We start from the raw sequence: 16,578 nt of genomic DNA, 5'->3' as shown, positions 1-16,578 counted from the left end.
TCTTCGATACGACTGGAGACGACGTGAACAGTGAAGACCGCGACGAGCTGTGTGCCCTGCCCGCGGCCGAGGTGGCCCGCAGGGTGGGTGAGCGCGAGCTGTCCCCGGTCGAGGTGGTGGAGGCGGTGGTCGAGCGGATGGCCGGGGCCGAGCCGGTCCTGCACGCCTTCTGCACCCCCGACATCGAAGGGGCGCTGGCGGCGGCCCGCGCCCTGGCCGGCCGCATCGCGCGGGGGCACCGCCCGGGGCCGCTCGCCGGGGTGCCCTTCGGGGTGAAGGACCTGATCTCGACGCGCGGGCTGCGCACCACCTCGGGGTCGGTCGCCTACCGCGACTTCGTCCCCGAGGAGGACGACATCGTCGTCGAGCGGATGCGGGCGGCGGACGCCGTCGTCCTCGGCAAGACCAACGCGAGCGAGTTCGGCTACAGCGCGACGGGACACAACCCGCTCTTCCCCACCACCCGCAATCCCTGGAATCCCGCGCTGACGCCCGGGGGTTCGAGCGCCGGGAGCGCCGCCGCGGTGGCCGCGGGCGTCGGGCCACTGGCCCTGGGCAGCGACGGCGGCGGTTCGGTCCGGGTGCCCGCCGCGCTGTGCGGACTCGTCGGGTTCAAGGCGTCGATGGGCCGGGTGCCGGTCTATCCGGGATGCCGGGACGAGCGCCTGCCGGGGGTGTCGGGCTGGGAGACGCTGGAACACATCGGCCCGCTCAGCCGCACCGTGGAGGACACGGCCCTCGCCCTGTCGGTCCTGGCCGGGCCCGACCCCCGGGACCGGCACTCCATCCCCTGCTCCGACGTGGACTGGCGCGCCGCGGCGCGCGCGGGGGCGGTCTCCGGAGTGGCGGGGCTGCGCGTCGCCTTCAGCGCCGACCTCGGATACCTCGCCGTGGACCCGGAGGTGCGCCACGTGGTGGCCCGGGCCGCGGCCGTCTTCGCGGGCGAACTGGGCTGCGAGGTGGACGAGGCCGCCCCCGGCTGGGAGGACCCCGCGGACCACTTCACCGCGCTGATCATGGCGGACACGGACCTCACCGGGATGCGCGAACTGCTGAGCGTCCACGGGGCGGCGATCTCCCCGCACCTGTGCGCCCTGCTGGAGAGGGGCTGGACCGCGGCCGAGTTCACCGACGCGCAGATGGCACGCAAGCGGCTCGTCAACCAGTCGGCCCGCTTCATGACGCGCTACGACCTGCTGCTGACCCCCACCACCTGCGTGCCCGCCTTCCCGGTCGACATCGAGGGGCCCGGCCGGATCGACGGGAAGGAGGTCTCCCCGACCGCCTGGACCGGTTTCACCTCCCCCGCGAACCTGACGGGGCAGCCGGCGGTCAGCGTCCCGGCCGGGTGGACGTCCGACGGCAGGCCGGTCGGTCTCCAGATCGTCGGACGGCACCTCGCGGACTCCACGGTCCTGCGCGCCGCGGCCGCCTTCGAACGGGCCGCTCCCTGGGCGCGGCGCCGCCCGCCGCTGCACACCATGGCCGCAGCACAAGGGAGTTGAGAGGAACGAGAGGCGCCCCCTCTCTTGTGCCGGTGGCCGGCTGATCGTCAGCGGCCGTCCTTCCCCGCGACACCGGACACCTCTAGCGTGATCGACGTCATGGCATGAGCATGTCGTTTCTGCGGAGGTGGCGGATGAAGACGCGAGGCACATACGCACGGTACGGGGCGGTGCTCGCAGCGGCGGTGCTGTGGGGCACGGCGGGCGCTCCGGCCTCGGGTGCGGAGCCCGGGGCCTACTCCTCGACGACGGGCGTCGGCGTCCACAACGCGTACGAGAAGGACAAGTACCCGTACTTCGCGGACGCGCTGGACTCGGGTGCGGGGATGCTGGAACTCGATGTCTGGACCAACGCGCTGGGCTCGTCCTGGCGGGTCTCGCACAGCAACCCGCTGGGCAACGACAACAACTGCGAGAACGCGCGCGGCGCCGGGGAACTGCGCTCGAAGTCCCGTGACCAGAACCTCGCGGGCTGCCTCTCGGACATCAGGAGCTGGCACGACGCCCACCCCGGGCACCGGCCCGTCCTGCTGAAGATGGAGCTGAAGGACGGTTTCCTCGCGACCAGGCAGCGCGGTCCTGCGGAGCTGGACGCCCTGCTGCGCGAACGGCTCGGCGACGCGCTCTACACCCCCGGACAGCTCACCGGCTCCTCCCCCGACCTGGACACCGCAGTACGGGACCGGGGCTGGCCCGCCCGCACGGCGCTCGCCGGAAAGTTCGTGGTCGAGCTGATCCCGGGCACGGTGGAGGAGGGCAACCCGCTCGACACCCTGTGGACGGACGAGGAGTACGCGCGGCACCTGCGCGATCTGTCCGCCGCCGGCCGTCTGAACGAGGCGGCGGCCTTCCCGGCCGTGCACCGGGCCGCGGCCGGTGATCCGCGCGGGCGGTACGCCGACGCCTCACTGCGCCCGTGGTTCGTCGTCTTCGACGGGGACGCGGCCGGCTACACCGACGGCACGATCGATCCGCGCTGGTACGTGGACCGCAACTACCTGCTCGTCATGACCGACGCGCAGAACGTCGCCCCCGCCATCGACGGGGTGCGGCCCACCGAGGCGCAGGCCAGGGACCGGGTCGCGCTGCTCGCGCGCAGTGGGGCCAGCGTGGTCTCCGCCGACTGGTACCCGCTGCCCGCCGTCCTGTCGACGGTCCTGCCGCGCGGTTGAGCCGGGGGGCGGCGACTCGAACAGCCCCGCTCAGCGCGCCGCCGCCCCGGGCCGTCACGGATCATGCGAGGACGATCACCTCTCCCGGGCAGGTTCGACGGAGGTTCCCCGCATGTATCCGGACGGCTATGAACTGGTCTTCGAAGACCCCGACGTGAAGGACGCGATCGTCGTCCTGCGCACCGACCGCACCGGCGCCGGCGGTGCCCCCGTGTACGAGGACGAGACCGGCATCGTACGGGCCGAGATCAACGACCAGGGAGAGATCCGCATGCTGGCCAGCGGCGGGCAGCAGTCGCACGACGCGCCGTCCGAGGTCAGGCCCCTGCAGACCTGAGCCCGGTGGCGGGTCAGGGGCGGGGACGCCCGCCGCGTCCCTGACCCGTTCCGCGTCCACCGGCCCGGTCATTGCCGCGGTGGCGCGGTCGGGTCCGGGTCCTGCGGTGGGCGGGGCGAGATGCGCAGGTGGGCCAGTTCCGGCGGGGGCGGGCTGCTGAAGGACCACAGCGGGGGTGCCTCCTCGGCCGCCGGGGCGTCGGTGAGCCGCAGCCGGCTGCGCAGCCGGCCGTAGAAGTCGGGGGTGCGCATGCGGACGACGCGCAGCCGGCGCCGGGCCGCGTAGACGCCGATCCAGTCGCCCGGTTCGAGCACCCCGCGCAGTTGTCCGTCGATGCTCACGGCGGCGCGCCCCGAGTGCGGCAGGACGCGCAGCGCGACGGGCTCGTCGGGGGCGACGACCACCGAGCGGTCGAAGGTCATGTGGGGGGCGACCGCCGTGAAGACGACCGCCTCGGTGTGCGGGGACAGGACGGGACCGCCCGCCGCGAAGCTGTAGGCGGTCGACCCCGTGGGGGTCGCGGTCAGCAGGGCGTCCGCCGAGTAGGACGCGAGCAGCCGTCCGGAGATGTACACGCCCGCGGCCACCTGCCGGTCCCTGGCGAGCTTCTCCAGCACGACGTCGTTGACGGCGTGGACGTCGAGGGCGGTGCCCCAGCCCCCGCCCTCGGCTTCTTGTGTCGTCTCGCGCGGCTGTGGTGGCGGCAGCAGGGAACCGCGCCCGTAGTGCAGCAGCGCCTCCATGTCCGTGGGGATCTCCAGCGGCCGGGAGGCGCGCACGGTGAGCAGCATGCGCTCCTCGATCGTGGCCCGGCCCTCGTGGACGTCGTCGAGGGCGGGACGGACCCCGGCGGCGGGCACTTCGGTGAGGAAGCCGAGGGTGCCGAGGTCGACGCCGAGGACCGCGGCTCCGTCGCACGCGGCGATGCGCGCGCCCCGCAGGAAGGTGCCGTCCCCGCCGGTCGTGACGACGAGGTCCGGGCGGCCCGCGGCCCGCGCCTCGTCCTTCGCGCTGCGCCGCTCCTCGCCGTCCCGCCAGACGTCGATGTCGTGGCAGCCGACGCCGCGGTCCGCGCACCACGCGCGGATCGCGCGGGCCGCCTCGACGGCGGCGGGCCGTCCCTGGTGCACCACGAGTCCTACCCGGCTGACGGACACGACGGCTCCTCCTGGTGGGTCACGGCGGCCGGGGCCGCGTGCGCGCGGCTCCCCGCCGGCTTCGACGGGAGCCGATTGTCCACCGCGCGCCGGTGCGCGCCGCGCAGGACGCGGCGGGTGTCGGGGCGGCGGACGTCCGCCCGCGCCCCGGACGTGTCGGCGATCACCAGGCCGGGTGTCGCACTCTCGCCGTCCTCACCTTCAGTGGTCCCCCGCTGGTCTCCGGTCGCCTCCGGTCGTCCACGGCCGGGACAGCAGGGCCGTCAGGGCGTCGGCGGGCAGGGCGTGGCGGGTGTGTCCGCGGGGTCCGGTCGTCGTGGTCGCGGTGAGCAGCGAGTTGAGGACGGCCTCCTCCACGCTGTCGAGCACGGCGGTGAACACGGGGTTCAGCGCGTCGTCCGCGACCGCGGCGGGGCCGGCCTGGGTGCCCACCGGGCGGGTGCCGAAGGCCAGTCCGTAGTCACCGCTGCCGTGTCCGTAGGCGGCTCCGGAACGGGCCAGCGCGTACACGGCGCGGCGGGCCAGCCGGGTGAGCTGACGGGCGTCGAGCGGGGCGTCGGTCGCGACGAGGACCATGCAGGAGCCGTTCTCCGGCTCGGGGTCCCCGTCCGGAAGACCGAGGCTCGCCGGGGTGACGGCACGTCCGCCCACCCGCAGGGTCCCGCCGAAGTTGGCCTGTACGAGGACGCCGACCGTGATCTGGGCCCCGGCCAGGGGCAGCACCCGGGAGGACGTGCCGATCCCCGCCTTGAAGCCGAGGGCGGTCATCCCGGTACCGGCTCCCACGCAGCCCTCGGCGACGGGTCCCCCGACCGCCCCGTCGAGGGCCGCCCGGACGTGTTCCTCGCGCACGGGGCGGGTCCTGATGTCGGAGAGCAGTCCGTCATTGCACTCCCCCACGACCGGGTTGAGGCTCTGTGCCCGGGCCGCCTCCGGCCGCTCCAGGAGCCAGCCGACGAGGGCGTCGGCGACGCGGAAGGCGGAGAGCGTCGAGGTCAGGAGCACGGGTGTCTCGATCGCACCGAGTTCGGCGATCTGGGTGCTGCCGAGCAGCTTTCCGTAGCCGTTGCCCGCGAAGACCCCGGCGGGCAGCGGCCGCTCGGGGCCCACCCCGGCGGGCACGATCGCCGTGACTCCGCTGTGCACGTGCGGGGGCAACACGAGTGTCGTGTGCCCGACGCGCACCCCGGGGACGTCGGTCAGGGCGTTGCTCGGGCCGGTGGGCAGGGCGCCGACGCCGAGCCCGAGCGCACGGGAGCGGGGCGGCTGCTGCGGGGAGGGGGCCGGTTCGGCTGCGGCTACGTGCATGGCGGGGAGGCTACCGCGCCGGGTGGTCTCCCGGCCGAGGGGGCCTGCGGGCCCCGGCCTCGGGCGGGTCCGGGGGCGCTCCCGTGAAGTCCGCGTGTTCGAGGCTCACGTTTCGGGTCGCCGGGGCGTTTACCTGGTGTGAGTGCTGCGAGCGTCGTGAAACCGCCCTTCGAGGAGATCGTCTCCGCGTACGGCCCGGTCGTCCTGCGCGTCGTACGGGCCGTAGTGGGCCCCGACGACGCGGAGGACGCCTGGTCCGAGACCTTCCTGTCGGCGATGCGGGCCTACCCCGAGCTGCCGGCCGGGGCTCGTGTGGAGGCGTGGCTCGTGACGATCGCGCACCGCAAGGCTCTCGACGTGGCGCGGGGGAACGCCCGCCGGGCGCTGCCCGTCGAGCACCTCCCGGACCGGCCGGGGCGGGCCGGGCGGCCCGAGGACGCGGAGCCGGATCTGTGGAGGGCCTTGCGCGCCCTGCCGCCGCGCCAGCGGCAGGCGGTCGCCTACCACTACCTGGCGGGACTGCCGTACAAGGAGATCGCGGCGCTCACCGGCGGCAGCGCGCAGGCCGCCCGGCGGGCGGCGGCGGACGGGATCGGCAATTTGCGCCGGGCCGGCCTGGACGGCGAGAGGGGCGCACCACGACCGGCGGAGAAGAGGGGTCACGAACCACCGTGCACGAGAAGCACTCGCACTCGCGCGAGCACACGAGAAGCCCGGCAGGGACGGAAGGAAGGACCGACGCTATGAAGGACATCGCGGGGAGCGACGCGCGCGACGAGCACCGGGTGGCGGAGGCCGCCGCGGACACGTCCCCCGCCGGTCGGGCCGAGGTGGATCGGCTGATCGCCGGACTGGCCACGCACGAGGCACCCGCGCTCGGCCGGCTGCACGCGCGACTGGCGGAACGGGCCGAGGAGGCGGGCCTCCTGGACATCGCGTACCGCACGCTCGACACCCCGGCCGGAAGTCTGCTGCTGGCCGCGACCGGGGAGGGGCTGATCCGGGTCGCCTTCGCCGTGCAGGACCACGCCGCGGTTCTCCAGGACCTCGCCGACACGGTGAGCCCCCGGGTGCTGCGTGCCCCCGCCCGGCTCGACGCGACGGCACGGCAGTTGGACGAGTACTTCGCGGGGACCCGGAGGCGTTTCGAACTGCCGCTGGACCGGCGGCTGTCGAAAGGCTTCCGGCGCACGGTCCTGGACCGTCTCGGCGACATCGGCTACGGGCGCACCGAGAGCTACGCGCAGGTGGCCGCGGCGGCCGGCAGTCCCCGGGCGGTACGCGCCGTGGGCACCGCCTGCGCGACCAACCCGCTGCCTCTGGTGGTGCCGTGCCACCGGGTGGTGCGCTCGGACGGGACGAGCGGCGGATACGCGGGCGGCCCGGAGGCCAAGCGGCTGTTGCTGACGATGGAGCGCGCCGCCTGAGTGGCGGCGTGCGGCGGCGCCGTGGCGGACGGCGCGGCGCCGCCACGCCCGGCGCCGTCCCCCTCGGAGGGGGAACATGTCACCTCAGGGGGAACGGAACAGCAGGGCCGCGACCGCTCTGGCCACGCCCTCCACGTCCTCGCCCGACGCCTCCTCGGGCAGCGCCCCCGCGAGGTGCAGAGAGGCGTAGCCGTGGACGAGGGACCAGGCGGCCACCCCGGCGAGTTCCGGCCGCAACGTGGCGCTGTCGCCGACGACCCGCTCCACTCCCCCGGTGAGCAGGGCGCGGGCCCGCTGCCGCGCGGCGCACAGGTCCGGGTCCTCGGGGTGCAGCAGGTCGAGCCGGAACATCACCGCGAAGTGCGCGGGGTGCCGCACGGCGAACCGTACGTAGGAGACGCCCAGTTCGACGAGTTCCGAGTCTCCGTCCGGGCTTGCTTCGAGCGCGTCGGCGAGCAGCCCGTATCCCTCGGTCGCCAGCGCGGTGAGCACCCCGGCCTTGTCGCCGAAGTGGTGCACGGGGCCGGCGTGGGAGACCCCGGCCCGCCGCGCGAGATCCCGCAGGCTGAGACGGGCGGGGCCGTCACGCTCGATGACCTCGACGGCGGCGGCCAGGACGGCACGGCGCAGATCGCCGTGGTGGTAGGTGTGCCGAGTCGTCACAGGAGCAGCATAGGCCAGAACCTGTCATCGACAAGTTCCGCTTCCCGGGCTCCCTCTGCCGCCGCTTCCCGCCTCCCCGGGCGTCGTTCGTGCCGCCCGGGGCGCGGCCGGGGACGGGTGTTGGCCGACGGCCGGCCGGTCCCCGGCCGCGCCCGCCCTGTCACCAGATCGACTCGACCCACTCGGGGTGGTCGACGAACGGGTTCCTGTTGTGCTGGTAGCTCGTGTAGATGACGTCGTTGCGGTGTTCCTCGAAGCTGTCCGGCGGGTCCTGCTCGCTCCACTCCTTGAGGACCGAGAGCTTGCCGATGGCGGGGGCGGAACCGTTGCTGACCTTGTCGTTGGGCTCCAGGTCGGGGAAGCCGTCCTCGCCCTCGTAGCGGACGGCCATGTACAGGATCATCCGGGCCACGTCGCCCTTGACCGCGTCCCTGGGCTCGAAGCTGTCGCTGTCGGTGTAGTTGCCGGGGGCTCCGGAGACGGCACCTCCCCCGTCGTCGAAGTCCTTGTTGCCGCGGGCCCCGTTGACGGCGACGTCCTCGGGGCGCAGGTGGTGCAGGTCGGTGCCGGGGCCGGTGGCGGTGCCGAAGTCGCCGTGGCTCTTGGCCCACACGTGCTCGCGGTTCCAGTCGCCCGGGTTGCCTCCGCTGCGGGACTTGGCGATGGAGGTGCCGGTGTACAGCTCGATGACGTGGGTGGGGTCGGCCGGGTCCTCGTCGGTGTCGCCGAGCGCGTCCCACACCGCGGCGTAGGAGACCGAGGTCTGGTCCTTGATGATGTCGTGCAGGGCGTCCTTGAGGGCCGTGCCGCTCTTGCCCTCGGCGGCGGCGTAGTAGTCGGCGGCGGCGGCCGCCCTCGGCAGGGTGGGCGTGGCCGGTTGCGCGGCTGCCTGCGGGGCCACGGCCGCGCCGAGCGCGAGGAGCGCGGCGCAGCCCAGGGCGAGCAAGGGCCCTGAGCGCGGGACGGAAGCGGGTCGGGACGGGTGGGGGGTCGGCATGGTGGCCTCCTCGCTGGCGGCAGCCGCCTCGTGAGCGCTGCCGGTCCGTCAGGTCCCCGGCACTGTGGCACGGGCCCGATCGCCGGCGGGCCGGTCTCACACGACTCTTACGCACTCGCCACAGACCCCCGGCCGCCCGGAGTGAGCACGCGCACCAGTTGCTCGAAACATGCTTGTTACTGCTCTCAATGAGCTTTTTCTGATCAACTCTTGTCATCTACTGGTCATCAGTGCAGGATCAAGGCATCTCGCAGCCACACCTCGTGAGCGCGCCCCTGCGCTGCGCGGGCCGTCCCTGGCCGCCCTCTTCCTGTTCCTCTACGCGGAGGTGAAAGTGCCCACCGCTGTGCCCACGTCGCCCTCTCCGGGCGCACCGCCGTCCGCAGCGCCCGCCCCGGCCGCTGCGGACCCCGGCCACGGGGCGGGCCGCAAGACGCCGCTTCGGCAACGTTTCCGGCGCGACCGGATGCTCCTGTTGCTGTGTGTGCCGGGAATCCTGTACTTCGCGCTGTTCTTCTATCTGCCGCTCGCGGGCAATGTCGTCGCCTTCCAGGACTACCAGCCCTTCCTCGGTTTCAAGGGCAGCCCGTTCGTGGGCCTGCACAACTTCACGGCGCTGTTCGGACAGCCCGCCTTCTGGACCGCGCTGACCAACACGCTGGAGATCACGGTCCTCCAGCTGGTGCTCTACTTCCCGGCCCCCATCGCCCTGGCGCTGCTGCTCAACTCGCTGATCGGCGAGCGGATCAGGCGGCTGGTGCAGACGGTGGTGTACCTCCCGCACTTCCTGTCCTGGGTCGTGGTAGTGGCGATGTTCCAGCAGGTGCTCGGCGGCACCGGGACCGTGACGAGCCTGCTCCAGGACCACGGGCTCGCGGTCGGCAACATCATGAGCAACCCGGACACCTTCAAGGTGCTCGTCACCTCGGAGATGATCTGGAAGGACTGCGGCTACGGGGCGATCATCTTCCTCGCCGCGATGGCCTCGATCGACACCACGCTGTACGAGTCGGCGGCCATGGACGGGGCGGGCGGCCGGCGCCGCATGTGGCACGTGACCCTGCCGGGCATCCGCCCGGTGATCATCATGATGCTCATCCTGCGGCTCGGCGACATCCTGTCGGTCGGATTCGAGCAGATGCTCCTGCAACGCGACGCCGTGGGCCCCGACGCCTCGGAAGTGCTGGACACCTACGTCTACTACCACGGCGTCATCGACGGGGACTGGGGCATGAGCACGGCCGCCGGACTCATGAAGGGCGTGATCGGACTCCTTCTGATCATCGTCGCGAACAAAGTGGCCCACCGCTTCGGTGAGCAGGGGATCTACCGATGACCACAGCAGTCCGCCGCCCCCGCGAGAACTTCCTGGCCCGGCTGCGCTCCGGCGCCGAGCGGCCCCCCTGGATGGAACGTCCCAGCTGGTGGGGGCAGGGGGCCAAGGCCCTCGCGATCGTCCTCATCATCGTGCTCGTCACCTACCCCTTCCTCCTCGCGCTCGGCACGAGCCTGGCCGGGCAGAAGGAACTGGAGCAGCACGGCGGGTACGTCCTGCTGCCGCACCACCCCACCTTCGAGGCCTACCACGTGCTGCTCCAGGGCGGGGTGGTGACCCGGGCGACGCTCGTGAGCATCGCCGTCACCGTCATCGGCACCGCGCTGAGCCTGCTGTGCACGGTGACGCTCGCCTACGGCCTCTCCCGGCCCGGCATGCTGTTCGGCAAACCCCTGCTGATGCTGGTCCTCGGCACCTTCCTCTTCGCTCCCGGCATCATCCCGACGTACCTCGTGGTGCAGCAGCTGGGGCTGCTCGACAGCTACGCCTCGCTGATCCTGCCGGTGCTGCTCAACGTCTTCAACGTCATCGTGGTGCGCGCCTTCTTCCAGGGCATACCCACCGAGCTGTACGAGGCCGCCCGGCTGGACGGCGCGGGTGAACTGACGATCCTGGTACGCATCGTGCTGCCGCTGTCCAAGGCGGTCATCGCCGTGGCCGGCATGTTCTACGCGGTGAGCTACTGGAACAGCTTCTTCAACGCGCTGCTGTTCCTGAACGACTCGGGCAAGTACCCGCTGCAGGTGGTGCTGCGCTCCTACGTGGTGCAGGGCGAGACGATCAACTCGCACGCCATGGGGGTGAACGTGCTGCCGCCCTCCATCTCCTTGCAGATGGCCGTGCTGATCCTCGCGCTGATCCCGATCCTGTGCGTCTACCCCTTCCTGCAGAAGCACTTCGCCAAGGGCGTCCTCACCGGCGCCGTCAAGGGCTGAGCCCCGCCCTCACCGGCCTGAATTCCCCCGAACCCTCTCTCCCTGGGAGAACCATGTCCGCACACCTCAACAGAAGGTCCTTCCTCGGCGCCGCGGGAGCCGCCTCGCTGACCGCGGCCGGGCTGACCACGCTGAGCGCCTGTTCCTCCGGGAGCGCCGCCACCGCGGGGAAGGGCGCCGAGGCCTTCAGCAAGGTCAAGCTCCCCGCGTACGTGGCGGCCAAGGTGGCCGCGCCCGATCTGCCGGGCGATGCGAACGGCCTCGACGCGGGGTATCTGCGGTACCCGAAGGACCTCGTCCGCTCGGTGGCCCGTCCGCCGGGCGACGGCTCGCCCATCACGGCGCTCACCGAGACCTTCACGACGCCGACCCCGGCCATGGGCAGGAACAGCTACTGGAAGGAGCTCAACAAGCGGCTGGGCTCCGAGTTCCGCATGAACATCGTCGTCGACACCACCGACGACAGCTACTCCTCCAAGTTCAACGCGGCCGTCGCCGGCGGGGAGATCCCCGACCTCGTGTGGATCCCGCCGAACCAGGGTCTGCGCCGCATCCCGGAGCTGCTGGAGGCCAAGTTCCGCGACCTCACCCCGCATCTGTCGGGCAACGCGGTCAAGAAGTACCCCAACCTCGCGAACCTTCCCGAGTACGCCTGGAAGACCGCCGTGATCAACGGCAAGATCTTCGGCGTGCCCGTGGCCTACGGCCGTATGGGACAGGTCTACGTCGTCAACGAGGACTTCTGGAAGCCGGTCGGCGGCGCGCGGTTCGACAGCGCCGAGGACTTCCTCGCCAAGGGCAAGGAGCTGCTCGACACCCGGCGCAAGAAGTACGTGCTGGAGCCGGCCTACGTCAACCACATCAACATGTTCGCCCAGTGGTTCGGGGCCCCCTCCACCTGGCGGGAGAAGAACGGAAAGCTCGTCAGCCAGTACGAGACGGACGAGTTCCGGGCCGCCCTGGAGTTCGGCGTCAAGGTGGCGAAGGCCGGACTGTTCTGGCCCGACCCGAACCTCACCACGCACCGCGAGAAGGTGGCGCAGGGCAAGCTCGGCGCCTACGTGCAGTCCTACCCCTCGTTCCTGGTGGACGTGAAGACGTACGAGTTCCCCTTCGGGCTGATCCTCCCCTTCGCGGCGGAGAAGGGGGCCACTCCGCACTACTTCTTCGGTCTCGGCTCGGTCGGCTACACCGCGATCAACAAGAACGCGGACGACAAGCGCCTGCGGATGCTGCTGGGGGTGCTCGACTACCTCGCCGCGCCCTTCGGGACCGAGGAGCGGCTCTTCCTCGACAACGGCATCGAGGGCACGCACTTCACGCGCAGCGACAAGGGCGGGATCAAGCTGACCGAGAAGGGCAACGCGGAGGCCGTCACCACGGCCATGCCGGTGAGCTTCCTCGCCAACGCGCCCGAGTACCTGTACCTGCCGGGGCAGCCGGACCTGACGCGGCGTATCCACGAGTGGCAGCAGAAGCTCATCGGCATGGCCACGCTCAACCCCACCATCGGCCACTACTCGGACACCAACGCGAGCAAGGGCTCCTCGCTCAGCACCACGCTGAACGACGGCATCAAGGACATCATGGCGGGCCGCAAGTCCCTGTCGGAGTACGACGGCATGGTGCGCGCGTGGAAGTCGGGCGGCGGCGACCAGATCCGGCACGAGTTCGAGGAATCGCTCGCCAAGAGCGGCAAGTGAAGGCGAAGGCAAGGAACATCATGGACGACCTCCGTATCGGCGTGGCCGGCTTCGGCCTGCGCGGAAACCTGGCCACGGCGGCCCACCGGCCCGGCGAGGGCTCCGTCGTGACGGCTGTCGCGGACCCGGACCCGGCCGTCGCCCCCAAGCTCGCCGAGCGGCTGCCCGGCGTGCGACTGGTCGAGGACCACCGGCGGCTGCTGGACGACGACACCGTGGACGCGGTGATCGTGGCGACGCCCGACGACACCCACGAGGAACTGGCCTGCGCGGCCCTGCGGGCCGGGAAACCGGTCTACGTGGAGAAGCCGCTCGCCATCACCGTGGAGAGCTGCGACGCGATCCTGCGCACCGCGTACGAGACGGGCACCCGGCTCTACGTCGGCCACAACATGCGCCACATGGGCTTCGTCCGCACCATGCGGGAGCTGATCGCGCGCGGCGACATCGGTGAGCCGAAGACGGTGTGGGTGCGTCACTTCGTCTCCTACGGCGGCGACTACTACTTCAAGGACTGGCACGCCGACCGCCGCCGCACCACCGGTCTGCTGCTGCAGAAGGCCGCCCACGACATCGACGTCGTGCACTGGCTGGCCGGCGGGTACACACAGCGGGTCAACGCGCTCGGCGACCTGATGGTCTACGGCGACCTGCCGCGTCGCGCCCCGGGCACCCCGCGGCCGGAGGGCTGGCTGCGGGACTTCGACTGGCCGCCGACCGCCCGCAAGGACCTGCACGACGTGGTCGACGTCGAGGACGTCTCGGTGATGAACATGCGCCTGGACAACGGGGTGATCGCCGCCTACCAGCAGTGTCACTTCAGCCCCGACTACTTCCGCAACTACACGGTCATCGGCACCGAGGGGCGCCTGGAGAACTTCGGCGACCGGCCCGGCGACGAGATCCGGGTGTGGAACACCGGGCCGAGCAGCTACCGTTCGGACGCCGACGCCGTGCACCGGGTCCCCGAGTCCGAGGGCTCCCACGGGGGCTCCGACCTCAGGATCGTCGAGGAGTTCTGCCGCTTCGCCCGCGAGGGCGGCGCGACGGACACCTCGCCGGTCGCCGCGCGCATGAGTGTGGCCGCCGGGTACCTGGCGACCCGTTCGCTGCGCGAGGGCGGCACCCCGCAGGACGTGCCGCCGCTCGACCCGGAGCTGATCGCCTACTTCGCGGCCGGCCAGGAACGCCCGGCGCCCCGGCCCTAGCCCAGGCCCTGGGCAGCCGCCGGGAGGCGGGCGTCGCGGCCCTCACACCGTGAGGACCTCGATGCCCGCGTCCCGGAACGGGGCGAGGATCTCGGGTGCCGCGCTGTTGTCGGTGACCAGGATGTCGACCTGGTCGGCGGTGCAGATCCGGGCGAAGGCCCGGACCCCGAGCTTGCTCGCGTCGGCGGCCACGACGACGCGCTGGGCCCGCTCGCACAGCAGGCGGTTGACGCCCGCCTCGTCCTCGTGGTGGGCGGCTGCGCCGTGCATGACGTCGAAGGCGTTGACGCCGAGCACGGCGGTGTCCACGGTGATCTGGTCGAGGACGCCGTCCGCGAGGGGCCCGGTGAGCTCGTAGGACTGGGGGCGGGCCACCCCTCCGGTCAGAACGATCTTGAACTGGGGGCGGATGGACAGCTCGTAGGCGATGTTCAGCGCGTTGGTGACGACGGTGAGGGCGGGTGTCCCGTCGGACAGGTCGGGCCGGGCCGCGAGCGCCCCCGCCACCTCGGTGGTCGTGGTGCCACCGGTCAGTCCCACCGCCTCTCCCGCGCTGATCAGCCCGGCGACGGCCCGCGCGATCCGCTGCTTCTCCGAGGCGCGGCGTGCGGCCTTGTACCGCAGGGGCAGGTCGTAGCTCACTCCGTGGGCCACGGCCCCGCCCCGGGTCCGCACCAGCATGCGCTGCTTCGCGAGCTGGTCGAAGTCGCGCCGGATGGTGGCGGCGGAGACGTCGAGTTCACCGGCGGCCCGGTCGACATCGAGCCGGCCCTCGTCGGCGAGGAGCTCCAGCAGTGCCCTCCAGCGTGCGTCGCGGGACATGTCTCGCTCTCTTTCTACGGTCCGGCCTCCCGGGGGCGGACGGCCTGACCCGGTGCGGGTGCGCGCAACCTCCACCAGCCGTTCGACCAGTGCGTTCGCGCACTGCAACTATTCCTTCAACTTATGGGATTTCGCAATGAGTCACGTACACGAAGAGCTTTTCTCGCAGCCGGAGTGCTGGGAGCGGGCGGCCGGGATCGCGGCGGGCGGCAGCGCCGCGCTGCCCGAGCGGGGGGAGCGGGTGGCCGTCGTGGGCTGCGGAACCTCCCTCTTCATGGCCGAGGCCGTCGCCGCACTGCGCGAGGGCTCGGGCCAGGGCGAGACGGACGCCTTCGCGGCCTCCGAGTTCCCGGCCGCCCGCACCTACGACCGGGTCCTGGCGCTGACCCGGTCCGGCACCACGACGGAGGTCCTGGAGCTGCTGGGAAAGCTGCGCGGCACGGTGCGCACCGCCGCGATCACGGGTGACCCGGACACGCCCGTGATGAGCGCCGCCGACGACGTCGTCGTCCTCGACTTCGCCGACGAGCGCTCCGTGGTGCAGACCCGGTTCGCGACGACGGCGCTGACGCTGCTGCGCGCGCACCTCGGGCTGCACACCGAGGAGGTGGTGGCGCAGGCACGGGCCGTGCTGGAGGCCCCGCTGCCGCACGGGCTCCTGGAATGCCGCCAGTTCACCTTCCTCGGCCGGGGCTGGAGTGTCGGGATCGCGCGGGAGGCGGCGCTCAAGATGCGCGAGGCCTCGCTGTCCTGGACCGAGGCGTACCCCGCGATGGAGTACCGCCACGGGCCCATCAGCATCACGACGGCGGGTACCGCGACCTGGATGTTCGGCGAGGCGCCCGACGGGCTGGCGCAGCAGGTGCGCGAGACCGGCGGGCTGTGGGTGAACGGCCGTCTCGACCCGCTCGCCGACCTGCTGCGGGCCCAGCGCCTCGCGGTGGCCCTGGCCGAGGCCGGCGGCCTGGACCCGGACTCCCCGCGCCACCTCACCCGCTCCGTCGTGCTCGACGAGGTGTAGGCGATGCCGCTCGTGGGGACCGGTGAACTCGTCGCGCGGGCGCGTGCGGCGGGGACGGGGATAGCCGCCTTCAACGTCATCACGCTGGAGCACGTCGAGGCCGTGGTGGCGGGCGCGGAGGCGGCGGGTGTCCCCGTCATCCTCCAGGTGAGCGAGAACGCGGTGAAGTACCACGGTGGCCGGCTCGCCCCGCTCGCCCACGCCGCCGTCGCCGAGGCGCGGGCCGGCGCGGTGCCGGCCGCCCTGCACCTCGACCACGTCAAGAGCGAGGAGTTGCTGCGGCAGGCCGCCGACGCGGGCTTCGGTTCCGTCATGTTCGACGGGGCGCACCTGCCGTACGAGGACAACCTCGCGGCGACGCGTGCGGCGACCCGCTGGGCGCACGCGCACGGCCTGTGGATCGAGGCGGAGCTCGGCGAGGTGGGCGGGAAGGACGGCGCTCCCCCGCTCGACGCGCACGCCCCGGGCGCCAGGACCGATCCGGCCGAGGCCCGTGCCTTCGTCTCCGCCTCGGGGGTGGACGGTCTCGCGGTCGCCGTGGGCAGCAGTCACGCCATGACCTCGCGCACCGCCGTACTGGACCACGCGCTGCTGGCGGGGTTGCGCGCGTCGGTGGACGTGCCGCTCGTCCTGCACGGCTCCTCCGGGGTGCCGGACGAGGAGCTGCGGCGGGCGGTGCGCGGCGGGATCACGAAGGTCAACGTGGGCACCGCGCTCAACATCGCGATGACCGGCGCGGTGCGCGCGGTGCTCGACGCCCAGCCGCAGGCCGTCGACCCGAGGCGGTACCTGAGCGCGGGGCGCGACGAGATGACCCGGACCGTGACGGAGCTGGCGCGGCTCGTACGGGTGGTGGCGAACGCGGAGCGGCCGTGACACCGGTGGGCCCCGGCTCGTTGGTGACGGCATGAGGGGGCGCCGCCACCGGGCGCACGGACGACACCACCTTTCCCCGGGCCTCGTACCGCCATCTGCGGATGCTCGGGG

Annotated in this window: 16 protein-coding genes; 11 read left to right on the top strand and 5 right to left on the bottom strand. The window is 72.4% G+C overall.

The features are described 5' to 3' along the window. Positions 1–23: 23 nt before the first annotated feature. From AB0J21_RS22340 to AB0J21_RS22330, 3 genes are all read left to right on the top strand, one after another. Positions 24–1,505 (top strand): amidase family protein, encoded by a 1,482-nt coding sequence (locus tag AB0J21_RS22340; RefSeq protein WP_363147821.1) that lies wholly within the window; start codon positions 24–26, stop codon positions 1,503–1,505. Between the two features lie 134 nt (positions 1,506–1,639). Then, a complete protein-coding gene (locus AB0J21_RS22335) occupies positions 1,640–2,677 on the top strand; it encodes a phosphatidylinositol-specific phospholipase C domain-containing protein (protein WP_363147820.1) in 1,038 nt (345 codons plus the stop codon). Positions 2,678–2,789: 112 nt separating this feature from the next. Beyond that, complete coding sequence (locus AB0J21_RS22330) at positions 2,790–3,014, top strand: DUF6296 family protein (protein ID WP_363147819.1); 225 nt, start codon at positions 2,790–2,792, stop codon at positions 3,012–3,014. Positions 3,015–3,082: 68 nt separating this feature from the next. Here AB0J21_RS22330 and AB0J21_RS22325 read toward each other — a convergent pair whose 3' ends face one another. Both AB0J21_RS22325 and AB0J21_RS22320 read right to left on the bottom strand, forming a co-directional pair. Continuing rightward, the gene (locus tag AB0J21_RS22325) at positions 3,083–4,171 is read right to left on the bottom strand and encodes an NAD(+)/NADH kinase (protein WP_363147818.1); all 1,089 of its coding nucleotides are present in this window, start codon (positions 4,169–4,171) and stop codon (positions 3,083–3,085) included. A gap of 201 nt (positions 4,172–4,372) precedes the next feature. After that, positions 4,373–5,479: a P1 family peptidase gene (locus AB0J21_RS22320; RefSeq protein WP_363147817.1), complete on the bottom strand. Its 1,107-nt coding sequence runs from the start codon at positions 5,477–5,479 to the stop codon at positions 4,373–4,375. A gap of 138 nt (positions 5,480–5,617) precedes the next feature. On the opposite strand from AB0J21_RS22320, the gene AB0J21_RS22315 reads away from it, so the two are divergent. Together AB0J21_RS22315 and AB0J21_RS22310 are read left to right on the top strand one after the other, a co-directional pair. Continuing rightward, positions 5,618–6,226: a sigma-70 family RNA polymerase sigma factor gene (locus AB0J21_RS22315; protein ID WP_363147816.1), complete on the top strand. Its 609-nt coding sequence runs from the start codon at positions 5,618–5,620 to the stop codon at positions 6,224–6,226. After that, complete coding sequence (locus AB0J21_RS22310) at positions 6,223–6,906, top strand: methylated-DNA--[protein]-cysteine S-methyltransferase (protein ID WP_363147815.1); 684 nt, start codon at positions 6,223–6,225, stop codon at positions 6,904–6,906. The genes AB0J21_RS22315 and AB0J21_RS22310 overlap by 4 nt, the downstream gene beginning before the upstream one ends. 84 nt (positions 6,907–6,990) lie before the next feature. Here AB0J21_RS22310 and AB0J21_RS22305 read toward each other — a convergent pair whose 3' ends face one another. Next, the gene (locus AB0J21_RS22305; protein ID WP_363147814.1) at positions 6,991–7,569 is read right to left on the bottom strand and encodes a TetR/AcrR family transcriptional regulator; all 579 of its coding nucleotides are present in this window, start codon (positions 7,567–7,569) and stop codon (positions 6,991–6,993) included. A 160-nt stretch (positions 7,570–7,729) separates the two neighbouring features. Next, the gene (locus tag AB0J21_RS22300) at positions 7,730–8,566 is read right to left on the bottom strand and encodes an endonuclease (RefSeq protein WP_363147813.1); all 837 of its coding nucleotides are present in this window, start codon (positions 8,564–8,566) and stop codon (positions 7,730–7,732) included. 310 nt (positions 8,567–8,876) lie between these two features. Here AB0J21_RS22300 and AB0J21_RS22295 point away from each other — a divergent pair, with 310 nt between their 5' ends. Genes AB0J21_RS22295 through AB0J21_RS22280 form a run of 4 tightly spaced genes read left to right on the top strand, consistent with a single transcriptional unit; the run spans position 8,877 to position 13,748 of the window. Further along, positions 8,877–9,902, top strand: coding sequence for an ABC transporter permease subunit (locus AB0J21_RS22295; RefSeq protein WP_363147950.1), 1,026 nt, complete (start codon positions 8,877–8,879; stop codon positions 9,900–9,902). After that, on the top strand, positions 9,899–10,837 hold the full coding sequence (locus AB0J21_RS22290) for a carbohydrate ABC transporter permease (protein ID WP_363147812.1): 939 nt from the start codon (positions 9,899–9,901) through the stop codon (positions 10,835–10,837). The genes AB0J21_RS22295 and AB0J21_RS22290 overlap by 4 nt, the downstream gene beginning before the upstream one ends. A 53-nt stretch (positions 10,838–10,890) precedes the next feature. Further along, positions 10,891–12,540 carry an extracellular solute-binding protein gene (locus AB0J21_RS22285; RefSeq protein ID WP_363147811.1) on the top strand — a complete coding sequence of 550 codons (1,650 nt, stop codon included), beginning with the start codon at positions 10,891–10,893 and terminating at the stop codon, positions 12,538–12,540. 20 nt (positions 12,541–12,560) lie between these two features. Next, positions 12,561–13,748, top strand: a complete 1,188-nt coding sequence (locus AB0J21_RS22280) for a Gfo/Idh/MocA family oxidoreductase (protein ID WP_363147810.1) — start codon at positions 12,561–12,563, stop codon at positions 13,746–13,748. 42 nt (positions 13,749–13,790) lie between these two features. Here the strand turns inward: AB0J21_RS22280 and AB0J21_RS22275 are convergent, their stop codons facing one another. Beyond that, the gene (locus tag AB0J21_RS22275; protein ID WP_363147809.1) at positions 13,791–14,570 is read right to left on the bottom strand and encodes a DeoR/GlpR family DNA-binding transcription regulator; all 780 of its coding nucleotides are present in this window, start codon (positions 14,568–14,570) and stop codon (positions 13,791–13,793) included. Between the two features lie 136 nt (positions 14,571–14,706). Between AB0J21_RS22275 and AB0J21_RS22270 the strand changes: the two genes are divergently transcribed. Next, a complete protein-coding gene (locus tag AB0J21_RS22270) occupies positions 14,707–15,591 on the top strand; it encodes a sugar isomerase (protein WP_363147808.1) in 885 nt (294 codons plus the stop codon). Positions 15,592–15,594: 3 nt separating this feature from the next. Continuing rightward, positions 15,595–16,467 carry a class II fructose-bisphosphate aldolase gene (locus tag AB0J21_RS22265; protein ID WP_363147807.1) on the top strand — a complete coding sequence of 291 codons (873 nt, stop codon included), beginning with the start codon at positions 15,595–15,597 and terminating at the stop codon, positions 16,465–16,467. Positions 16,468–16,578: the final 111 nt, after the last annotated feature.

The organism is Streptomyces sp. NPDC049954 (assembly GCF_040656295.1).
GTDB lineage: Bacteria > Actinomycetota > Actinomycetes > Streptomycetales > Streptomycetaceae > Streptomyces.
Note: the sequence above shows the minus strand (reverse complement) of the source record. Positions and strands in the feature narration are given on the sequence as shown.

Coding starts and splice junctions, on each gene's coding strand:
- AB0J21_RS22270 (WP_363147808.1), top strand. CDS start 14,707: ATGAGTCACGTACACGAAGAGCTTTTCTCGCAGCCGGAGTGCTGGGAG.
- AB0J21_RS22300 (WP_363147813.1), bottom strand. CDS start 8,566: ATGCCGACCCCCCACCCGTCCCGACCCGCTTCCGTCCCGCGCTCAGGG.
- AB0J21_RS22310 (WP_363147815.1), top strand. CDS start 6,223: ATGAAGGACATCGCGGGGAGCGACGCGCGCGACGAGCACCGGGTGGCG.
- AB0J21_RS22285 (WP_363147811.1), top strand. CDS start 10,891: ATGTCCGCACACCTCAACAGAAGGTCCTTCCTCGGCGCCGCGGGAGCC.
- AB0J21_RS22335 (WP_363147820.1), top strand. CDS start 1,640: ATGAAGACGCGAGGCACATACGCACGGTACGGGGCGGTGCTCGCAGCG.
- AB0J21_RS22290 (WP_363147812.1), top strand. CDS start 9,899: ATGACCACAGCAGTCCGCCGCCCCCGCGAGAACTTCCTGGCCCGGCTG.
- AB0J21_RS22275 (WP_363147809.1), bottom strand. CDS start 14,570: ATGTCCCGCGACGCACGCTGGAGGGCACTGCTGGAGCTCCTCGCCGAC.
- AB0J21_RS22320 (WP_363147817.1), bottom strand. CDS start 5,479: ATGCACGTAGCCGCAGCCGAACCGGCCCCCTCCCCGCAGCAGCCGCCC.
- AB0J21_RS22280 (WP_363147810.1), top strand. CDS start 12,561: ATGGACGACCTCCGTATCGGCGTGGCCGGCTTCGGCCTGCGCGGAAAC.
- AB0J21_RS22265 (WP_363147807.1), top strand. CDS start 15,595: ATGCCGCTCGTGGGGACCGGTGAACTCGTCGCGCGGGCGCGTGCGGCG.
- AB0J21_RS22330 (WP_363147819.1), top strand. CDS start 2,790: ATGTATCCGGACGGCTATGAACTGGTCTTCGAAGACCCCGACGTGAAG.